This is a genomic window from Streptomyces sp. NPDC020996 (assembly GCF_040641355.1).
Classification (GTDB): Bacteria; Actinomycetota; Actinomycetes; order Streptomycetales; family Streptomycetaceae; genus Streptomyces.
This window is the reverse complement of the sequence record NZ_JBFADM010000002.1, coordinates 303,630-324,206: the sequence shown is the minus strand read 5'-3', so window position 1 is coordinate 324,206 and position 20,577 is coordinate 303,630. Positions and strand designations below refer to the sequence as shown.

Sequence of the window (20,577 nt, the reverse complement as noted above, 5' to 3'; positions counted from 1 at the left end):
CAGTACAGCCCCACCTCCGAGATCGGCAAGATCACCAAGTCGACGCCGATGGGATCCCTGGACGCCCCGTTCAACCCGGTCTCCCTCGCCCTCGGCGCCGAGGCGTCGTTCGTCGCCCGCACCGTCGACTCCGACCGCAAGCACCTCACCGACGTGCTCCGCCAGGCCGCCGCCCACCCCGGCACCGCCCTGATCGAGATCTACCAGAACTGCAACATCTTCAACGACGGCGCCTACGACGCCCTCAAGGACAAGCAACAGGCCCAGGAGACGGTGATCCGGCTGGAACACGGACAGCCCATCCGCTTCGGCGCCGACCGGAGCAAGGGCGTGGTCCGCGACCGGAACACCGGCGACCTGAAGGCCGTCCCCGTCACCCCCGACAACGAGAGCGAGATCCTGGTGCACGACGCCCAGTCGGCCTCCCCGACCACCGCGTTCGCCCTGTCCCGCCTGGCCGACCCCGACACCCTGCACCACACCCCGATCGGCGTGTTCCGGTCCGTGCGGCGGCCGGTGTACGACACGCAGATGGCCGACCAGCTCGACACCGCGATCGAGCAGAACGGCAAGGGCGACCTCGCCACCCTTCTCACCGGCAACGACACCTGGACCGTGGGGAGTTCCTCATGACGTACGTGATCGCCCAGCCCTGCGTCGACATCAAGGACAAGGCCTGCGTCGACGAATGCCCCGTCGACTGCATCTACGAGGGGCCCCGCAAGATGTACATCAACCCCGAGGAATGCGTCGACTGCGGGGCCTGCGAGCCGGTCTGCCCGATGGAGGCCATCTTCTTCGAGGACGACATCCCGCAGGAGTGGTCGGCCTTCCGCACCGCGGACACGGAGTTCTTCGCCGAACTCGGCTCCCCGGGCGGCGCCGGCGACCTCGGCCCCGTCGAACGCGACCACCCCGTCGTCGCCGAACAGCCCGTGCCGGCCGCCTGAGGGCGCCGCCGGGGGCGGGTGCGGTGCGGCCGGCTACACGTCGAGGTCCACCACCACCGGCGCGTGGTCGGACGCCCCCTTGCCCTTGCGCTCCTCACGGTCCACGTAGGCGTCGGTGACCGCCTTGGCGAACGACTCGTTGCCGTACACCAGGTCGATGCGCATGCCGCGGTTCTTGGGGAAGCAGAGCTGACGGTAGTCCCAGTAGGTGAACGGGTGGTCGTACTTCAGCGGCCGCGGCACCACGTCGGACAGGCCCACCTCGCGCAGGGCGCTCAGGGCGGCCCGCTCGGCGGGGGTGACGTGGGTGGAGCCCTCGAAGGCGGAGACGTCGTAGACGTCGTCGTCGGTCGGCGCCACGTTGTAGTCGCCGAGCACCGCGAAGGGCCTGCTGCCGCCCGCGTCGCCGGCGACCGCCGCCTTCAGCACCTCGAACCACTGGAGCTTGTAGGCGTAGTGGGGGTGGCCGACCTCGCGTCCGTTGGGCACGTACACCGACCAGACGCGGACCGGCCCGCAGGTCGCCGAGACGGCGCGGGCCTCCTGCGCCCCGTCGTAACCGGGGTCGCCGGGGAGGCCCTTGACCACGTCAGCGAGGCCGACGCGGGAGAGCACCGCCACGCCGTTCCACCGGCCGGTGGCGTGCACCGCCGCCTCGTAGCCCAGCTCGCGCAGCTGGTCGAACGGGAACTGCTCCTCGGCCAGCTTGGCCTCCTGGAGGCACAGGACGTCCGTGCCGCTGCTCTCCAGCCAGGCCAGCAGCCTCGGCAGTCGGGCGGTGATCGAGTTCACGTTCCAGGTCGCGATGCGCATGCCTCACAACCTACCGGGCGGGTACGACAACGCGTCCGCCCCGCCCGCGGCCCCGGTGCCGGCCCGCTAGACGTCGGCCGAGTCGCCGGGGCTCAGCCGCAGGTGTTCGGCGCCGCCGAGCGCCCCGATCTGGCGGTCGTAGATGGGGCGGGCGAGGTCGGTGAGCAGGGCGTCGTGGACGTCGTAGGCGCGCTGCGGCTTGACCTCGCGGACGTAGTCGATGACCTCGGAGATCTTGTTCCAGGGGGCCATCACGGGGAGCAGCAGCGTCTCCACCGGCCGGTCCGGGACGGTGAGCGCGTCGCCCGGGTGGAAGACCTGCCCGCCGTCGATCAGGTAGCCGACGTTGGTGATGCGCGGGATGTCCGGGTGGATCACCGCGTGCAGTTCCCCGTGGACCTGCACGTCGAAGCCGGCGGCGGTGAAGGCGTCGCCGTGACCGACGGTGTGCACCCGGCCGGGGAAGGCGGCCGAGATCTGGTCCGCGACCGACTTCAGCGTCCAGATCTCGGCGGCCGGGTTGGCCTCCATGGCGGTCCGCAGCCGGCCCTCGTCGAAGTGGTCGGGGTGCTCGTGCGTGACCAGGATGACGTCCGCGCCGACGGCGGCGTCCTCCTCACTGAACCCCCCGGGGTCGAGGACGAGCGTGCGCCCGTCCTTCTCCAGGCGCACGCAGGAGTGGGACATCTTCGTGAACTTCATACGCCCATCCTGCCCCGTCGCGCGGCGGCCGGAGCGGCCCAGCCCGGTGCTCCGCCCACCCGGAATCGCGATCACTGCTCGGGGGTCGTCTCCTCCCGGACGACCTGCCGCGCCACCTCGAAGGCACGCCCGGCCGCGGGCACGCCGCAGTAGACGGCCGCCTGCAGCAGGACCTCCTTGATCTCGGCCGGGGTCAGACCGTTGCGCAGGGCGGCGCGGGTGTGGGCGGCGAGGTCCTCCAGGTGGCCGCCCGCCACCAGCGCGGTGAGGGTGACACAGCTGCGGGTGCGGCGGTCGAGGCCGGGCCGGTCCCAGATCTCGCCCCACGCGTAGCGGGTGACGAACTCCTGGAAGTCCCCGGAGAACTCGTCGGCCTGGGCCAGCGCCCGGTCGACGTGCGCGTCGCCGAGCACCTCGCGGCGCAGCTTGATCCCGGCGTCGTAGGGGTCGGACCGCTCCGCCGGGGGCGCGGGCGCGACGGCGGCCGGGGCGATCTCGGCGATCGGCGCGGATCGCGCGGGGGCGGCCGGGACCGGCTTCGCGGCGGCCGCGGGGACGGCCGTCGGGCCGGTGGGAGGCTCGGCCGGGCCGGCCTGCCAGGCGGTGGAGAAGTGCCGCACCAGCAGGTCGGTGACGGCGCCGGGCTGCTCCACCGGTACCAGGTGGGAGGCGCCCGGCACCACGGCGAGCCGGGCGTCCGGTATGCCGGCGACCAGCGTGCGGGCCTCGGCCGGGCCGGTGACCTGGTCGTCGGAGCCGACGAGGACCACGGTCGGCACGCCGATGCGGCCGAGTTCGTCGCGTGCGTCGAACGCCGCGAGCGCCTCGCAGGCGGCGATGTAACAGCCGGGGTCGGTGGTGCGCACCATCTGCACCGCCCACTCGGTGATGGCCGGCTGGGCGGTCGCGAACTCCGCGGTGAACCAGCGGCCGGGGGACGTGCGGGCGATGGGGTCGAGGCCGTTGGTGCGGACGATCACGCCGCGCTGGCGGAACTCGTCGGCCGTGCCGAAGCGGGGCGAGGCGGCGACCAGCGCCAGCGAGGCGAGCCGCTCCGGTCGGCGCAGGGCCAGCTCGATGCCGATCGCCCCGCCGAACGCGCATCCCGCGTAGCCGAAGCGATGGACGCCGAGCCCGTCGAGTACGGCGAGCAGCCGGGCCGCCAGCTCGGGCACCGAGCCGGCCGGGTGGGCGGGGGAGCCGCCGTGCCCCGGCAGGTCGAACCGGAGGACGCGCCACTGCTTCGCCAGCTCCGGAACCTGCCGGTCCCACATGTGCCAGGTGGTGCCCAGTGAGGGACCCAGGATCAGGACCGGGGCCTCTTCCGGCCCGTCGAAGCGGTATTGGAGGGTGTTCGGTGGTGTCTCGCTCACCTGTCAGACCCTCTCATCTCTCACCCGATCGCACATGACCGGTCCCGGCCTGACGGCGTCGGCTTCTGAGGCGATTGTGTGAAGCCGGGTCCTGGCCCGACAGTTCACGGACCGTGCGGCGGCGGGGCCGCCCGCTCCGACACTGTGACGTGCCGCCCCTGAGAGGCCCGCGGGGAGCGGCAGCGGTGGGATCAGAGCAGGACGGCTCCGCCGTCGATGCGGCGGGCGCGGTTGCGGCGGTTGTCGAGGCTCACGAAGACGCGGTGGAGCCAGCGGTCGCGGCCGTCGTAGCGGGGGACGAAGGCGCTGCGGCCGTGGACGACGAGGCGGTTGTCGAGGAAGACCAGGTCGCCCGAGCGCAGCTCCAGGTCGCGGCGGACCGTCGCCAGCGCGGACCGCAGGCGCAGCAGCACCGCCGCCGCCTCCTGGTCGACGGCCGTCGTCGCGTGGAAGTCGACGCGGATGTCCGGGTCGTCGGGGGCGCCGGAGAGGACCGGGTGGGCCGGGGAGCAGTCGGCCGCGTGGAAGGAGGGCGGCGCGGCGGTCAGGAAGCGGGGCTCGCTCAGCAGGGCCACCTCCTTGTCGGTGAGCAGCGGGAGGGCACGGCGGACGGAGGCGATGTTGGTGCCGACGCCCTCGCGGGCGGGGCGCAGGCAGAGCAGGCCGACGTAGTCGGGGCGGTCGGGGTGGAAGGCGTTCTCGGTGTGGAACTCCAGCGGAACCGATCCGCCGTTGCTCTGCGAGGCCGCCAGCGCGGGTACCGGGACGACGTTCTGGACCAGTGCTCCGCGCTTCTCGTCGCGGTAGGCGACGAGTTCGCCGAGTTGCAGGCCGATCAGCGCGGCGAGGGCGGCGGGGAGGGTCGGCGCGGGTTCGAAGGAGTCCGGGACGTGGGGTGTCGGCGGCAGCGCCGCGGGGTCGAGGGGCAGGCCGCCGATCAGGAGCAGGCCCTCGGTCCCGGGGTCGTTGCGGTAGGCGCGGACGGCCTGGAGCAGCCGGAGCGGGAGCGCGCAGCCGGCCAGGCGGGCGGCGGCGATCCAGTCGGGGTGGTCGACGGCGCCCGGCTCGGTTCGGGTGAGCTCTCCGGCGACGAGGGCGGCGTGTGCGGCCTCCGCCGGGGTGAGCGTGATCCCCATGCCGTCACGGGTCGGGGTGTCCGCCCGGGTGGCCGGTCCTGCCGTCACGTCCCTGTCTCCCTCGCCCTGGCAGCCGCCGGCGGCCGCTGCGGGCCGGGCGGCCGACTGTCCGACGGCCCGCCGGGGCCGTGAGCTGTCCGCCCGGTCACTGTCGCGCCGGGGCGCGGCGGCCGGCCAGGCACGGCGACCGGCAACTCCCCGCCGGCAACTTGCCGCCCTCGTGCCTGGCTCGCGCCCGGGGCCCGGAGCCAGGCTGACCGTCGGGTACGGCAGCGGGCCGGCCGATGTCGGAGGAAGGTGACCGAAGTGACCGGCACAGCCGGCGGACTGCCCGAGCGCGCGACCACCTACGCCGTGGAGACCCTGCTCCGCTCCGTGTGGAGCGAGCACTTCGGCCACCCGGTCGGGCCCGACGACGACTTCTACGAACTGGGCGGCGATTCGCTCGCCGTGGTGGAGATCGTGCTGGCGGCCCGTGCCCGCGGGCTGCCGCTGCGCACCTCGGACGCTCTGCGGCAGTCCACGCCGGCCCGGCTCGCCGAGGCGCTGACCGTGGGCCGGGCCGCGCGGGTCCCGGAGCGGCTGCTGTCGCTGGTGACCGACGCCGCGGCCGGCCCTTGGCCGCGGGCGGGGACGCCCCGCCCGGACGGGCAGGGCGGGGCCGAGGGGCTCCCGCTGTTCACGGTGCACTCGGACAGCCATCGGCGGGCCGAGCGCGCTGCGCTGCGGGAGTGGGGCCTCGGCCGTCCGGTGCGCGGCTTCGGGCTGCCGGGCCTGGACGGCTCGGTCACCGACGCCCGGGACGTACCGCCCGCCGCGCGGGCCCTGGCCGAGAGTGTCGGCGCGGAGCAGCCGGACGGCCCGCTCGCGCTGGCGGGGTTCGGGCCCGGCGCGGTCCTGGCCTTCGAGGCGGCCCGTGCGCTGCGGGCGGCGGGCCGGGAGATCGCGCTGCTCGCGCTGGTGTCACCGCCGGCCCCGGCCGGGGCGGCCTCGCGGGCGGAGCTGTTGTCGGCCCGGACGGCCGCGCTGGCGGCGCGGTTCGGCCTGGGCGAGGCGGACGGCCCGGAGGCGCTGCTGCCGGCGGCGCACGCGGCCGGCTGGTTCGAGGACGTGGACTCCGCCGCGGAGCTGGTGCGCCGTCAGGCCGCGGGCGCGGCGGTCGCCTTCGCCCTGGCCGGGCACCGGCTGGACGGCGACGCCTTCGACGGTCCGGTGCTGCTGGCCGTGGACGCGGCGGAGCAGGCCGCGGTCGAGCAGGCGTGGGGGCCGGTGCTGTCCGCGCCGGAGGTCTGCCGCCTGGACCACGGGCTGGCCTCCCCGGCGGGCGCGCTGCGCGACCCGCGGCTGGCGGAGGCGCTGCGGAAGGGGTGTGTCGCGTGAACTCCCCTCCCTCGCACGTCTCTTCCGCCGTTCAGGCCGCCCCGGGCGACCCGGTGGCGGTCCGGCGCTGGTTCGGCCGCCCACGCCCGGTGGCCGAGCCCGCGCTGCGGCTGGTGTGTTTCCCGCACGTCGGCGCGGGCGGCGCGGCCTTCAACGCCTGGGCGGAACTGTTGCCCACCGACGTCGAGTTGTGCGCGGTGCGGTTCCCCGGCCGGGAGAACCGGCTGCGCGAGCCGCTGCTGGACGAGCCCGGCGAAGCGGTGGAGGCGGCGCTGTCGGCGCTGCGTCCCCTGCTGGACCGCCCGTTCGTCCTGCTCGGCCACTGCTCGGGCAGCGTGCTGGCGTACGAGTGCGCCCGGCGGCTGCACCTGGCCGGCGGACCGGCCCCGGCCCTGGTGGTCGTCTCCTCCGCCGAGGGGCCGGCGGTCCGTCGCATCACCGACCCGCTGCACCTGCTGGACCGGCGGGAGCTGATGGAGCGGGTGGTCGCGTACGGGGGCACGGCCCCGCAGGTGCTGGCCGACCCCGACCTGATGGCCATCGCGGAGCGGGTGCTGCGGGCGGACTACCGCGTGGTCGAGCGGCTGGAGTACTCCCCCGGCCCGCCGATCGCCGCTCCGCTCGCCGTGATCGGCGGGCGGCAGGACCGGTTCGTGGCGCAGTCCGCGCTCGCCGCCTGGGCCGCGGAGACGACGGCGGCCTGCTCGGTGCACCTGCTGGACGCCCCGCACTACCTGCTGCGCGAGGCGGGGCCGGTGGTGGCGGAGCTGGTGGCCGAGGTGCTGGCGGGGCTGAGGGGGCCAGGACCGATGGGGCTGACCGGGATGACAGAGCTGACGGCAGGGACGACGGACGCGCCGGCCGACGGGCCACCGGACGGGGAGGCGACGAGGTGACGGAGAGTCAGTGGGTGACGCCGCCGACGGCTTGGCGGCAGAGCGGGCGGACCACCCTGGTCCGCCACGAGACCTCGTTACCCGCCCGCGGCGTGACCGAGGCGCACGGGGACGAGGCGCCGGCGGTGCTGCTGGCGGTCCATCTGCGGGTGCTGGGCATGATCGCCGAGAGCCGCCGGTTCCGTACCGCGGTGCGGCCTGCCGGAGCGGGCGAGCACGGCGTCGAGGTGGATCTGCGGCAGCCGGGCACCTGGCGGGAGCTGGCGCGGGCCTCGCACCCGGCGGTCGCCGCCCCCGCTGCCGCGCAGGCCGTGGAGGGGCTGCTCTTCGCGGTCGGGCAACCCGCCGGGGCGCCGGAGCGGACCGGACCGCGCCACGGGATCGTGGTGACGGCCCACCGGGACGGACTGCGCCTCAGCGCCGACGCCCGCCTGCTGTCGCGGGCCGGCTTCGACCGCCTCGCCGGCCTCTACCGCGCGGCGCTGGCCGCCGCGGCCGACCCGGACGGCGACGCGGGCCGGGCCTGCCTCCCCGAGACGGAGCTGAGGTCGGTTCTCGGGGCGTGGAGCTCGGGCGGCCGGACCAGCCGGCCGGCCGCCACCGTGCTCGACCTGTTCCTGGCCCAGGCCCGGCGCGCCCCGGACGCCCCCGCCGTGCGCTGGGCGCGGGGGGTGCTCTCCTACCGTGAGCTGGACGAGCGTTCCGACCGGGTCGCCGCCCTGGCCGCCGCGCGCGGGGCCGGGCCGGGCCGGCCGGTGGGCGTCTCGCTGCGCGGCGGCCCCGACCTGCTGCCCGCCGTTCTCGGCGTCTGGAAGACCGGAGCGCACTACCTGCCGCTGGACGTCGGCCTGCCCGCCGCGCGGCTGCACGGCATGACCGCGGCCGCGCGCTGCCGACTGGTCGTCACCCACACCGAGCACCAGCCGCTCTGGCAGGACGCCGCGGACGTCTGCACCCTGCTGCTCGACGCCGAAGACGCCGAAGACGCCGAGGAGGCCGAGGAGGCCGAGGAGGCGGAGGAGGCCACGGGCGTCCGGCCGCCGGGCCCCGACGCGCGCCCGGCCCCCGCCGCCCCGGCCTACGTGATGTACACCTCGGGCTCCACCGGGCGGCCCAAGGGCGTGCTGGTGCACCACGCGGGCCTGGCCAACTACGTGCTGTGGACGGCGGAGACCTATGCCTCCCGCGGCTCCGGCGGCTCGCCGTTCTTCAGCTCCATCGGCTTCGACCTGGGCCTGCCCGCCCTGTTCACCCCGCTGGTCACCGGGCAGACGGTGCACCTGCTGCCCGATCCGCTGGACCCGGCCGAGCTGGGCGCCCTGCTCACCGCCTGCGCCCCCTACAGCTTCGTCAAACTGACGCCCGGTCACCTCAACCTGCTGAGCCTCGAACTGGAGCCGGAACAGGCGCGGGGGCTGGCCGGTCTGGTCATCGCGGCGGGGGACGCCTTCACCGGCGACCTGGCCCGCCGCTGGCTGGCCCTGGCCGGCCCGGACGGCACCGCAGTGGCCACCGAGTACGGCCCGACCGAGATCACCGTGGGCAACTCGGGCCAGGAGGTGGCCGAACCCGAACCGGACGGCCTGATCCCACTGGGCCGCCCGATCCCCAACACCACGATGTACGTGCTGGACGAGGTGCTCGAACCGGTGCCGGTCGGCGTGCCGGGCGAGGTCTGGGTGGGCGGCGACGGGGTCTCCTACGGTTATGTGGGCGAGCCCGCGCTCACCGCCGACCGTTTCCTGCCCGACCCCTACGGCCCGCCCGGCTCCCGCCTCTACCGCACCGGGGACCGCGCGCGCTGGACCGCGGCGGGTGACCTGGAGTTCCTGGGCCGCACCGACCACCAGCTCAAGGTCCGCGGCTACCGGATCGAGGCGGGCGAGGTGCGCGAGGCCCTGCGCCGCACGCCGGGCGTGGCGGACGCGGTCGTCACCGCCGTCGGGCGGCCCGCGCGCCTGGCCGCGTTCCTGGTCGTGACACCCGGCGGCGGACCGGAGGGGTGGGTAGACCGGGCCCGGGTGCGTGCCCGGCTCGCACGCGAACTCCCCGACTACATGATCCCGTCCGAGGTGGTGGTCGTGGACGCGTTCCCGCTGACCGCCAACGGCAAGGTAGACCGGCGTGCCCTTGAGGCGCTGCTCCCGGGCCCGCGGCGCGCGGTCCGCCGGACCGGAGACAGCGGCGCGGCCACGGCGGCGTTCGCGGAAGGAAGGTAAGGCACAGTGAGCGAGAACCGACCCCCGTCCGACGGCCCCCTCCACCAGGTGGTGCTCAACCACGAGGAGCAGTACTCCGTGTGGCCCGCGCACCGCGAGCCGCCGCCCGGCTGGCGGCCGGAGGGATTCACCGGCACCCGGCAGGAGTGCCTGGACCGGATCGCCGAGGTCTGGACCGACCTGCGTCCGCTGAGTGTCCGCCGGACCACGGCGGCGTCCGTGTCCGCCTCCGTACCCGCATCCGTACCCGCATCCGCGTCCGCATCCGTACCCGTACCCGCGTCCGCGTCCGCGTCCGCGTCCCGCACGGGGAGGTGACCGGTGCCCGCCACGGCCATGCTGCCCGATCTCGTCCTCGCGTCGGTCCGGGAGCACCCCGACGCCCCCGCCGTCCTCGCCGGGGATCAGGTCGTCAGCTACCGCGAACTCGGTGACCGGGCGCGGCGGGTGGCTGCCGCGCTGGGCGCGCACGGCGTCGGACCGGAGTCGGCCGTCGGCGTGCTGACGGCTCCCGGGCCCGGTATGGTCACCGCCCTGGTGGGGGCGTGGCTCGCGGGCGCGTGCTACGTCCCGGTGGACCCGCTCGCCCCGGCCGAGCGGCAGGCGCGTGTGCTCGAACTGGCGGGCGCCCGCGTGCTGCTGAGTGACGGTCAGGCCGCCGAGCCGCCGGGCGGGCGGCCCGTGGTGCGCGTGGACGCGCCGCCCGTCGGCGAGGGCTTCACTCCCGAGGCGCCCACCCCGCCGGGCCGCGCCGCGTACATGGTCTTCACCTCCGGCTCGACCGGCACCCCCAAGGGCGTCGTGATCGAACACGCCGGGATCACCAACCGGGTGCTCTGGGGCGTCCGCGCGCTCGGCCTCACGGAGGCGGACCGCATCCTGCAGAAGACCCCGCTCACCTTCGACGCCGCCGCCTGGGAGATCTTCGCGCCGCTCGTCACCGGCGGCCCCGTGGTCTTCGGCCGGCCGGACGCCGGGCGGGACGCCGGCGCGCTGGTGGCCTCCCTCGCCGAGACCGGCGCGACCGTGCTCCAGCTCGTCCCCTCCCTGCTGCGGCTGCTCGCCGTCGAGCCCGGCCTGGAGGAGTGCCGTGCCCTGCGCACGGTCTGCTGCGCGGGCGAGCCGCTGCACGCGGACCTGTGCCGGCGGCTGCGCGGCCGGGTGGACGTGGAGATCTGGAACACCTACGGCCCCACCGAGTGCTCCATCGACATCACCGCCGCCCGGTTCGACCCGGCCCAGGAGAAGGGGCCGGTCCCGATCGGGCGGCCCATCGACCGGATGGAGGTGCGGCTGCTTCCGGCCGGCACGCTGCCCGGCGAGGCCCCCCACCCCGCCGCACCGCCCGCGCCCGACACCCTGTACGAGCTGTACGCGGCCGGCCCGGGCGTGGGCCGCGGCTACCACGGCGACCCGGCGCAGACCGCCGAGCGCTTCCTGCCCGACCCCTCGGGTCCGCCCGGCGCGCGCATGTACCGGACCGGGGACCTGGTGCGCCGGGCCGCCGACGGCACGCTGCTGTTCGTCGGACGCGCGGACGCCCAGGTCAAGGTGAACGGCGTGCGCATCGAGCCCGGCGAGGTCGAGGCGGTGCTGGAGCGCCACCCGGAGGTGGTCGCCGCGGCGGTGGCTCCGGTGGACGACCCGCAGGGGCTGCGCCGCCTGGGGGCCTGGATCGTCACCGCCGACGGGGACGAGCCCGCCGGCCTGACGGCCTTCACCCGCGACCGGCTGCCCCCGTCCCTGGTGCCCACCGTCACCACCGTCGTCGCCGCCCTGCCCGTCACCGCCAGCGGCAAGACCGACCGCTCGCGGCTGCCGGAACCGGCCTGGGACCGGCAGTGGCCGGAGCGCGGCCCGGTGGTCGCGACGACCACCGAGGAGGCGCTGGTGCTCGCCGCCTGGCGCGAGGTGCTGGACCTGCCGGAGGTCGGGCTCGACGACGATTTCTTCCGGCTCGGCGGGCACTCCCTGCTGATGACACGGCTCGCCGCCCTCCTCGCCGAGAGTTCCGGCCTGGTACCGGACTTCCGCCGGCTGCACTTCGCCGGCACCCCGCGCGCCCAGGCCCGGCTGCTCGCGGAGGCGGCCCGGGAGGCGCCGATCGAGCCGCTGCCCGAAGGAGCGCGCATCCCGCTCTCCCCGGGGCAGGAGCGCTTCTGGCTCCAGGACCGGATGCATCCCGGCAGCCCCGAGTACCTGCTGCCGATCCTGCTCTGGTTCCCGGCCGGCACCGAGGAGGCCGCGCTGCGCCGGGCCGTGACCCGGCTGGTGGAGCGCCACGACCCGCTGCGCACCCGCTACGAGATGGACGGTCGGGGCCTGCACGCGGTGGTGCTCCCGGCGGCGGAGGCGGTCCCCGACTTCACCGTCGTGGACACCGTGCCGGACGGGGTCGCCGGGCAGCTGCGCGCCGCCCTCGCCGAGGGGTTCGACCTGGCCTCCGCTCCCCCGGTCCGCTACCGCCTGATCCGCGACGGCGGCCCCGAGCAGCTGTTGCTGATGGTGGTCCACCACATCGCCGGCGACGGCTGGTCCTCCCGCCTGATCGAACGCGACCTGCGTGCCTTCGTCGCGGCGGGGCCCTCTGACTCCCCCGCCGGTCTGCCCGCCCTGCCCGTGCGCTACCGGGACGCCGTCGCCTGGCAGCGCGCGCTGCTCACCGAGCAGGTCGCCGCCGAGCAGCTGGCCCAGTGGCGCACCGCCCTGGACGGCCTCGCCCCGCTGGCCCTGCCCGAGACCGCGGACCGGCCGCCGTACCGGGGGATCGAGGGCACCGGCGTCGAGGCGGAGATCCCGCCCGAGGCCGCCGCCGCGCTGCTGGCCCTCGGCCGGGAGGCGGGCGTCTCGCCGCACGCCGTCCTGCTGACGCTGTGGACGGCGCTGCTCGCCCGCTCCGGCGGCGGCTGGGACTTCGGTGTCGGCACCCCGTACGCCGGGCGCGACCGGCCCGAACTGCACGATCTGGTGGGGCTGTTCATCAACGTGGTGGTGATCCGCGCCCGGCTTGCGCCGCACCTGTCGTTCCGGGCCGCCGTGGAACGGGTCGCGCAGGTCTGCCGGGATGCCTTCGCCCGCAGCGCGGTGCCGTTCGAGCGGGTGGCGGACGCGGTGGAGCCGGTGCGTGACCGCTCCCGCACGCCCGTCTTCCAGACCCTCTTCACCCTGAGCGGCGACGGGCTGGTCGGCCAGCAGGTCGGCGAGCGGGACCTGCGGCTGCTGGCCGATGCCTGGCGGGTGGCGCGGACCGATGTCGCGCTCACGCTCTGGCCGCGCCCCGACGGCGGCTTCGGCGGAGTCGTCGAGTACGCCGTGGACGTCGTGTCCGAGCCCGTGGCGCGGGAGTTGGCGCGGGCCCTGGGCGCGCTGGCGGTCGCGTTCGCGGCCGATCCGGACACGGCGCTGGGCACCCCCGGACTGGACGCGCCCGCGCGACCGGAACCTGCCGCGGGTTCGCCGCTGACGGCGGCCGTCCTCGGCTTCGTCCGCGAGGTGCTCCAGCGGGAGGACATCGGCCCCGAGGACGACGTGCTGCGCCACGGCGGCAACTCGCTCACCGTCGCCCGGCTGTTGTGGCACGTGCAGAACGCCTTCGGCGTCGAGGCGTCGATGCGGACCTTCTTCGACCGCCCGACCGCCGCCGCCCTGGCCGCCGAGGTCGAGCGCCTGCTCCAGGCCGAACTGGACGGGGAGACCGCCCCGGCCCGGCCGCACGCCCTGAGTACCGAGTGAGGGGAACGGGTTCACGATGACGGCCAACCAGGTGGACGGTCCGCCGGCGGCGCCGGTGCGGCGCACCGTCGAGGAACTGGTCCGGGAGCGGCTGCGGACGGCGGCGGTCCGTACGGTCGCCCCCCGCGCGGACCGTGACCGGCCCGTCCCGCTCTCGGCGGGACAGCAGCAGATGTGGGTGCTGCACCGGCTCGACCCGGGCAGCCCCGCCTATCTGCTCTCCTGGGTGCTGCGGATCGAGGGCCCGCTCGACGCCGAGGCGCTGCGGCTCGCGTGGCGGGACCTGGCTGAGCGTCATGAGATCCTGCGCACCCGGTACGCGGGGGCCGGCGGCGAGGAGGCGGTGCAGACCGTCGACCCCGGCCCCGCGCCCGGCTGGCGGGTGGTGGACCTGGCGCATGTTCCCGCCGGGCGCCGCGAGGAGCGCGCCCGGCAGGTCGCCGAGTGGGTGCGCCGCCGCCCGTTCGACCTGGCGGCCGAGCAGCCGCTGCGGGTGACCCTGCTCCGGCTGGGGCCGCGGCTGCACCTGATGGTGGTGACGGTGCATCACATCGCCTGCGACGGGCCGGCGCAGCTCGGCCGCGAGCTGGGCCCGCTGTACGCGGCCCGGGTGTCCGGGCAGCCGGCCGGGCTGCCGCGGCCCGCCGTCCAGTACGGCGACTTCGCGGTCTGGGAGCGCGCCGGCCTGGCCGAGGGGCGGCTGGAGCCGCACCTCGCGCACTGGCGGGCCGTCCTCGACGGGGTGGCCGAGCTGCCGCTGCCGCTGGACCGGCCGCGCCCGGCCCGCCCGGACGGCCGCGGCGGGGCGGTCGTCGTCGAGGTCTCGGCGCAGACGTCCGAGGCCGTGCGGGCGCTCGCCGCCGCGCACCGCACCTCGCCCTTCGCGGTGCTGCTCACCGCTTTCCACGCGGCGCTCGGCCGGATCGCGGGCGTCGACGACGTGACCGTGGGCCTGCCCGCCACGCTGCGCACCGCGCCGGAGCTGGCGGACGTGGTCGGCTACCTGGTGAACACGGTGGTGGTCCGGGCGCGTCCGCGCGCCGGGGTGTCCTTCGGCGAACTGCTGGACGAGGTGCGCGGCGGCCTGCTCGGGGCGCTGGACCACCAGGCCGCGCCGTTCGCCTGGGTGGTGGACGACCTGACGCCGGTCCGCGCGGCGGGCGTGAACCCGCTCTTCCAGGCGGCGTTCGACATGGACGTCCCGGCCGGCGAGGAGCTGTTCCGGCTGCCGGGCCTGGCGGTGGAGCAGCTGGGACTGGCCGAGGCGCCCACCGCCAAGTTCGACCTCAACCTGCACGCGGACGTGCTCCCGGACGGCCGGTTCGCGGCGCGCCTCGAGTACGCGGCGGCGGTGGTCGACGAGACGACCGCGGCGGCGTGGGCCGCGTGCTGGCGCTCGGTGCTGGAGGCGGGCGTACACGACCCGGACACGCCCCTGTCCGCCCCGGACGCGCCCCTGTCGTCCCCGGACGCGTCCCTGTCGTCCCCGGACGCGTCCCTTTCCTCCCCGGACGCACCGCTCCCCCCGTCGGATTTCCGCACCCGCGAGGCGGGGGCGGCCCCCGTCGCCCCGCTCCCGGAGGCACAGCCCGCGGCGGAGCCCGGAACACAGCCCGGAGCCGAGCCGGAAGTCCGGCCCGACCGCCCGTCCGGGACCGCGTCGGAGCGGGTGGCCGAGCTGGTGACGGCGGCCTGGTGCGAGGCTCTGGGCGTCTCCGGACCGGACCCGGAGGACAACTTCTTCGACGTGGGCGGCGACTCGCTGCGCGCGGTCGCCCTCGCCGGGCAGCTGCGCGGCGAGGGACTCGACGTGGCGGCGGCGGACCTGTTCGAGCACCAGTCGATCGCCGAGCTGACCGCCGCCCTGGCCGAACGCGCGGCGGTGGTGGGCCTCCCCGACCCGGTCGCGCCGTTCTCCCTGCTCTCCCCGGAGGATGCCGCCGCGCTGCCGACGGGCCTGGCGGACGCCTATCCGCTGGCCGCCGTCCAGCTCGGCATGCTGGTGGAGCAGCGGTCCCAGGCGCAGCTCAACACCTACCAGGACAGCACCTCCTACTTCGTCCGTGACGACGCCCCGCTCGACCCCGACCTGCTGTGGCGGGCCGTGCAGACCGTGGTGGACCGGCACGAGGTGCTGCGGACCTCCTTCGACCTGTCCGGCTTCTCGGTCCCCCTGCAACTGGTCCACCGCGCCGCCCCGATCGAGGTGGGCACCACGTTCGTACCGGACGGCGAGCCCGAGGACTGGCTGCCGTTGCTCAAGGAGTTCGGGGCCGCCGAGCGGCGCACGCCGATGGACCTGAGCCGCCCCCCGCTGATCCGGGTGCACGCGCACGCGCGCCGGGACCGCGCCCGGTGGTGGCTGACCATCACCGAATGCCACCCCATCCTGGAGGGGTGGAGCTTCCACACCATGCTGATGGAGTTCCTGACGGTCTACCGCGCTCTGCGCGACGGCGGCCTCGCGCCGCCCCCCGAACCGGTGCCCTTCCGCTACGCCGACTACATCGCGGCCGAGGCGCGGGCCAGGGCGAGCGAGGAGGACCGCGAGCACTGGCGGCGGACGGTGACGGAGCGGGCCGAGCCGCCCCTGCCGGTCGCCTGGCAGGACCCGCCGGAGGCCGAACGGCTGCGGCACCAGTACCTGGTGGACCTGCGCGACCTGGACTCCGAGCTGCGCCGCCTCGCCGAACAGACCCGCACCTCGCCCAAGGCGGTGCTGCTCGCCCTCCACCTGACCGTGATGAGGCTGGCGGCCGGCGGCGCGGAGGACTTCTTCACCGGGCTGGTCTGCGACGCCCGGCCGGAGGCGGCGGGGGCGGACCGGGTGCTCGGCATGTACCTCAACACCCTGCCGTTCCGGCACCCCCTCGGCGCGCGCACCTGGGGCGACCTGGTACGCAGGGTGCACGACGGGCTGACCGCCCTGTGGCCGCACCGCGCCTACCCGATGCCGTCGGTGCAGCAGGAGTTCGGCGGCGGCGACCGGCTCCTCGACGTGTTCTTCAACTACCTGGACTTCCACCAGGTGGACGACGACCTGGTGGACGGCGACCGCACCTACAACGACAACGTCAACGAGTTCGGCCTGCACGTCTTCACCGTCCCCGGGCTGCTGCGCGTCAACGCCGACAACCACACCGTGGGCCCGGACGCGGCGCCGGTGCTGCTGGGCCTGTACCGGCTGGTGGCGGAGGAGATGGCGCTCGGCCCCGACGGACCGGTCGAGCTGGTCCGCGCCCGGCTCGCGGAGGACCAGCCCGCGCCCGGACGGCCCGTCCGACGCCCGCTGCGGCAGGCGGTCGACGAACCGGTCGCGGCGGTGCTGCCGCGGCTGGTCGAGGCGGTGGAAGACACGGCGACGGCCGCGGCGGCCGAAGCGGCGGAGAACGCGGCGGCCGAAGCGGCCGAAGCGGCGGAGAACGCGGCGGCCGAGGCGGCCGAAGCGGCGGGGGACAGCCGGATCGCCGCCGGCGTCACCGCCCGCGTTCTCGGCCGGGACCGGCTGCCGGTGCCGCGCGGCGTCCCCGGCGAGTTGTGGCTGGCCGGGACGGCGTGCACGGACCCCGGCTGCCCGCACCCGTACGACCCCTGCGGCTTTGAGGGCGGTCCCGTGCTGCACCGTACGGGCACGGCCGCGCGCGTCGGACTCGACGGGGCGCTGGAGCTGCTGGGCGCCGCGGACCTGGACCCGGAGGCGGCCCTGCTGTGGCCGGACGGCTCGGCGGACGCCCTGCTGCGGGCGGGCGAGCTGATCGAACGTCATCAGCAACCCGCCGAGAGTCTGCTGCTGATCCGTCGGGTGAGCGAGGACAAGGGCAGTCTGACCGCGTACCTGCGCACCCCGGACGGCGGCGCGGCGGACGTCGCCTCGGTCCGCCGCTGGCTGGCGGACCGGCGGCTCCCCCGGCGGCACACCCCCGAGGCGTGGGTCGAGGTTCCGGAGTGGCCGCTGCGCGCGGACGGGACGCTCGCCGTCGAACGGCTCCCCGAGCCCGCCGCACCGCAGGCGAGGGAGAGCGCGGCGGCGGAGACACCCTGGGACGACGTCTTCGAGAAGCTGCTGCGCAAGGCGCTCGGCCCGACCACCGAGGGCGCACCGCAGCGGCCGGCCGACCTGGTGCTGGCCGACGCGGGCCTGGACTCCTTCGGCATGGTCGGCCTGCTCGTGGCGATCGAGCACGCCTACGACATCACCGTTCCCGACGACATCCCGATGGTCGACGTCTTCCGCACGCCCCGCACGCTCTGGGAGACGGTGGCCCGCCTGCGCGAGGAGCAGGAGGGCTGCTGAGGCAGCAGGGCACGGTGGACCGGGAAGGGGGCAGGTGCCCCCTTCAGACGGTCGCCCGGCCCTGGGCTCCGGCGGGCCCGGCGAGGGCGGCCGCCTCGGCGAAGACCGCGGCGACGGCGGCGTAGTCCTCGTCGTCGCGCGCGGTGTCGAGGATGAAGGTGCGGCAGCCCTCACGCAGGTACCGCGCGAGTTCGGCGGCCACCCGGCTGCGTTCCCCCACCAGGTAGGGGCAGAAGGTCGCGTAGGTGTGGAACGGCCCCATCCAGTACGGGCTCTCCGGCCCGCCCGGGAACTCCTGCGCCGCGGAGAGCCGCGCGACCCACTCGGAGTCGGAACGCCTGCGGGCCAGCCCCTGGAGCATCCGGCCCGCCCGGCTGTCCGGGAACCGGCGGCGGGCCTCCTGCCACGCCTGGGCCTCGGTCTCCCGGGCCAGCACGCCGATCCGCACGCCGAGCGCGAGGCCGTCGGCCCGCCCGTCGGCCCGCCCGTCCGCCTGCCCTTCCGCCCGCCGGGCCGCCTGCCCGTCGGCCTGCCCGTCGGCCCGCCCGTCCGCCTCCCCGGCCCGCTGCCCGTCCGGCCGCAGCGGCTCCCCCGGCACGGGGTAGGTCACGCTGACCGCCCCGAGCGGCCGGCCGGTCTCCCGGCCGGCCGGCGAGGAGCCGGAGACGAAGAGTTCGGGGCGCAGGTGCGGGGGCAGCGGCGGGAAGAGGGTCAGGGAGTCGACACGGTAGAAGTCGCCCGCGTGGTGCACCGGGCCGCCGTCCAGCAGCCGCAGCAGGGTCCGCGCGTACTCGCCCAGCCGCCGGTAGCGGTCGTCGTGCGGGACCGTGTCGCCGAGCGCGGCCAGGTCGGCCCGGTTGCCGCCGGCGACCAGGTTGAGGCAGACCCGGCGGCCGTGCAGGAGGGCGAGGCTGGCGATGGTCTTGGCCACCGTGTAGGGGTGCGCGTAGACGGGCTGGAGAGCCACCAGCGGGGCGAACCGCTCGGTGGCGGTGAGGAGTTCCTGCGCCACCGTCCAGGGGTCGACGGTGTTGTTGTCCGAGTAGACGAGCGCGCCCTCGTAGCCGGCCTGCTCGGCCAGCCGGGCCGCCCGCCGGACCACGGCACGGTAGTCGCCGCCGGGCAGCCCGGTGCCGGCCGCGCGCTCGGGCGGCGGAACGGTGGCGAAGAGGCGCGGCGCCCCACCGGATGCGCTAACGGGGGCGGGAGTTGAGCCGGTCACGGTGGCACACCTTTCGAGGTCCGGGTGGGATGGGCGCGCGGCCGCGGTCTCCGCCCCACGCCTGGTGCGGATGACGGTGGTCAGGCCGGCCCGGCGAACTCGAAGCGGTCGGGGCACACCACGGCGTCGCCCGGGGTGAGCCGGGCGAGCACATGGGCCCGCAGGTCCTGCGCGGTGGGCCCGGGCGTCCGGGTGGTCACCCGTGCGACCACCCGCGCGTCGAGCCCGTCGCCCTCGACCCGCACCGCGGCGTCCGCCACGTCCGGATGGTCGCGGACCGCCTCCGCCGTCGCCGCGATGGAGAACCGGTCCGCACCGCGCTCCGCGACGTCGGGCGAGAGGGCGGCCGGGACGGCGAGCGCGCCGAAGAGGGAGGCCACCGGCTCCCAGCCGAGGCCCTCCGGGGCCGCCAGGTGCAGCCGCAGCAGCGTCTCCGGGCCGGTGAGCAGGACGCGCATCTGAGGCGTCGTCAGCGCGGCCCCGTTGAAGGTGCCGTAGACGAGCATCTCGTCCCGGGCGAGGTCGACGTCCAGGTAGGCGACGAAGCCCCTGGTGTCGGGGACGTTCTCGTCCTCGCCCATCAGCAGCCGCAGTTCACGCCCCTCGGTCAGGCCGCGGGCCAGCTCGTCCTCCCCCATCCGCTGGAGTTCCTCGACCGGCGTGCGGTAGGTGAAGTTGACGATGATCCCGTCGGCGAAGGCGGTCCCGCGCTCCTCCCCCGTGCGGCGCAGCAGCTCCTGCCGGTCGAAGTGGCCGATCCGGTAGCGCCGGAAGACCCGGAAGGACTCGGCCTGCACCCGGGCGACGAGTTCGCCGAGTCCGGGGCGGTCCGCGACGTCGACGGTGATCGGGAGAATCGTGTGGAAGCAGCCGACAACGTCCAGCTCGTCGTCGCCGCGTCCCGCGAAGTGGCTGCGCACCGTCACCGTGCGGCTGCCGGAGAGGTGGGCGGTGAGCAGGACGACCGCGGCGGTGTAGACGTGGGCGGGGTTGACGCCGTGCCGGCGGGCGGCGCTGACGAGCAGCGCGGGCGCGGCGTCGGACAGGTACTCGGAGCCGTGGCGGCGGAAGAGGCCGGGGGGATCGGGGACGAAGACCCGGTTGCGCATGCGGCGCACTTCCTGCTCCCAGAAGGCGCGGGCGTTGCGCCGGGCGCGGGCCAGCGGCCCCTCCTGCTCGGCCAGGGCGGCGTCGAGGAACTGCGGCGCGGGCGGGCGTGGGTCGCCGCCGGGGTGACGGGCGGCCCGCAGCGCGTGGATCAGGTCGGCGCGGACGATCTGGGCGCTGCGCCCGTCGAAGACCGCGTGGCAGACGGAAAGGGCGAGTTCGGCCGCCTCGCCGTCGCGGACCACCACCGCCGGCCGGACGAGCGACGGGGAGTCGGGGGCGAAAGGGCCGTGGAGGAACGCTTCGGGGAGCGGTTCGGCGTCACCGCCCGAGTGCTCGAAGAAGGCGACGTCGGCCGTGGGTTCCGGGTGGACCCGCTGGAAGGGGCGTCCGTCCGGGTCGACGCCGAAGGTGGTGCGCAGCGCCTCGTGCCGACGGACGACGTCGAGCAGGGCGGCTGCGGCCTCCTCGGGCTTGACGCCGGGGCCGGGGTCGATACGGACGGTGATGGCGGTGCCGGTGCCGCGGCAGAGCTGGTCCCACTCGTGTTCCTGGGCGCCGCCGAGCGGGCCGGTGCGCGTTTCGTCGACCATGCTGGCGACCTCTTGGGGTGGGGAGGAATCACAACCGGATGGATTCGCGCCTTCGAAGCGCTACAACACTTCGAACGGACCATCAATATCCACGCCCATCCGACAAGTCAAGATCCCTGCGCCGCTTCCGCACCGACCCGGCGGGCCGGGTCCACGGCAC

General features: G+C 75.8%; 13 protein-coding genes and 1 pseudogene. 8 read left to right on the top strand and 6 right to left on the bottom strand.

The window, feature by feature from the left end; genetic code table 11:
• Positions 1-633: pseudogene (locus AB0G63_RS02825) on the top strand (2-oxoacid:ferredoxin oxidoreductase subunit beta); the annotation flags it as partial.
• Complete coding sequence (fdxA, locus tag AB0G63_RS02820; protein ID WP_360743134.1) at positions 630-950, top strand: ferredoxin; 321 nt, start codon at positions 630-632, stop codon at positions 948-950. The pseudogene AB0G63_RS02825 and the gene fdxA, both read left to right, overlap by 4 nt.
• Before the next feature lie 33 nt (positions 951-983).
• Here the strand turns inward: fdxA and AB0G63_RS02815 are convergent, their stop codons facing one another.
• From AB0G63_RS02815 to AB0G63_RS02800, 4 genes are all read right to left on the bottom strand, one after another.
• Positions 984-1,763: an exodeoxyribonuclease III gene (locus AB0G63_RS02815; protein WP_360743131.1), complete on the bottom strand. Its 780-nt coding sequence runs from the start codon at positions 1,761-1,763 to the stop codon at positions 984-986.
• Positions 1,764-1,829: 66 nt separating this feature from the next.
• A complete protein-coding gene (locus AB0G63_RS02810) occupies positions 1,830-2,465 on the bottom strand; it encodes an MBL fold metallo-hydrolase (RefSeq protein WP_360743128.1) in 636 nt (211 codons plus the stop codon).
• 71 nt (positions 2,466-2,536) lie between these two features.
• Positions 2,537-3,838, bottom strand: a complete 1,302-nt coding sequence (gene pcaC / locus AB0G63_RS02805; RefSeq protein WP_360743125.1) for a 4-carboxymuconolactone decarboxylase — start codon at positions 3,836-3,838, stop codon at positions 2,537-2,539.
• Between the two features lie 191 nt (positions 3,839-4,029).
• Positions 4,030-5,022 (bottom strand): TauD/TfdA family dioxygenase, encoded by a 993-nt coding sequence (locus AB0G63_RS02800; RefSeq protein ID WP_360743122.1) that lies wholly within the window; start codon positions 5,020-5,022, stop codon positions 4,030-4,032.
• Between the two features lie 258 nt (positions 5,023-5,280).
• Here AB0G63_RS02800 and AB0G63_RS02795 point away from each other — a divergent pair, with 258 nt between their 5' ends.
• The 6 genes from AB0G63_RS02795 to AB0G63_RS02770 all read left to right on the top strand — a co-directional run bounded on the left by AB0G63_RS02795 (position 5,281) and on the right by AB0G63_RS02770 (position 17,495).
• Positions 5,281-6,354, top strand: a complete 1,074-nt coding sequence (locus AB0G63_RS02795) for a thioesterase domain-containing protein (RefSeq protein WP_360743119.1) — start codon at positions 5,281-5,283, stop codon at positions 6,352-6,354.
• The gene (locus tag AB0G63_RS02790; RefSeq protein WP_360743116.1) at positions 6,351-7,250 is read left to right on the top strand and encodes an alpha/beta fold hydrolase; all 900 of its coding nucleotides are present in this window, start codon (positions 6,351-6,353) and stop codon (positions 7,248-7,250) included. Before AB0G63_RS02795 ends, AB0G63_RS02790 begins: the two co-directional genes overlap by 4 nt.
• Positions 7,251-7,342: 92 nt before the next feature.
• Positions 7,343-9,469: an amino acid adenylation domain-containing protein gene (locus tag AB0G63_RS02785; RefSeq protein WP_360743113.1), complete on the top strand. Its 2,127-nt coding sequence runs from the start codon at positions 7,343-7,345 to the stop codon at positions 9,467-9,469.
• A 6-nt stretch (positions 9,470-9,475) separates the two neighbouring features.
• Positions 9,476-9,787, top strand: a complete 312-nt coding sequence (locus tag AB0G63_RS02780; RefSeq protein ID WP_360743110.1) for an MbtH family protein — start codon at positions 9,476-9,478, stop codon at positions 9,785-9,787.
• A gap of 3 nt (positions 9,788-9,790) precedes the next feature.
• Complete coding sequence (locus tag AB0G63_RS02775) at positions 9,791-13,201, top strand: amino acid adenylation domain-containing protein (RefSeq protein WP_360743107.1); 3,411 nt, start codon at positions 9,791-9,793, stop codon at positions 13,199-13,201.
• Between the two features lie 16 nt (positions 13,202-13,217).
• Complete coding sequence (locus tag AB0G63_RS02770; protein ID WP_360743104.1) at positions 13,218-17,495, top strand: condensation domain-containing protein; 4,278 nt, start codon at positions 13,218-13,220, stop codon at positions 17,493-17,495.
• Positions 17,496-17,538: 43 nt separating this feature from the next.
• Here AB0G63_RS02770 and AB0G63_RS02765 read toward each other — a convergent pair whose 3' ends face one another.
• The gene (locus tag AB0G63_RS02765) at positions 17,539-18,717 is read right to left on the bottom strand and encodes an LLM class flavin-dependent oxidoreductase (RefSeq protein WP_360743101.1); all 1,179 of its coding nucleotides are present in this window, start codon (positions 18,715-18,717) and stop codon (positions 17,539-17,541) included.
• An 80-nt stretch (positions 18,718-18,797) separates the two neighbouring features.
• Entirely contained in the window at positions 18,798-20,417 is a 1,620-nt protein-coding gene (locus AB0G63_RS02760; RefSeq protein ID WP_360743098.1) for a condensation domain-containing protein, read from the bottom strand.
• Positions 20,418-20,577: the final 160 nt, after the last annotated feature.

Coding starts and splice junctions, on each gene's coding strand:
- fdxA (WP_360743134.1), top strand. CDS start 630: ATGACGTACGTGATCGCCCAGCCCTGCGTCGACATCAAGGACAAGGCC.
- AB0G63_RS02815 (WP_360743131.1), bottom strand. CDS start 1,763: ATGCGCATCGCGACCTGGAACGTGAACTCGATCACCGCCCGACTGCCG.
- AB0G63_RS02810 (WP_360743128.1), bottom strand. CDS start 2,465: ATGAAGTTCACGAAGATGTCCCACTCCTGCGTGCGCCTGGAGAAGGAC.
- AB0G63_RS02770 (WP_360743104.1), top strand. CDS start 13,218: ATGACGGCCAACCAGGTGGACGGTCCGCCGGCGGCGCCGGTGCGGCGC.
- AB0G63_RS02760 (WP_360743098.1), bottom strand. CDS start 20,417: ATGGTCGACGAAACGCGCACCGGCCCGCTCGGCGGCGCCCAGGAACAC.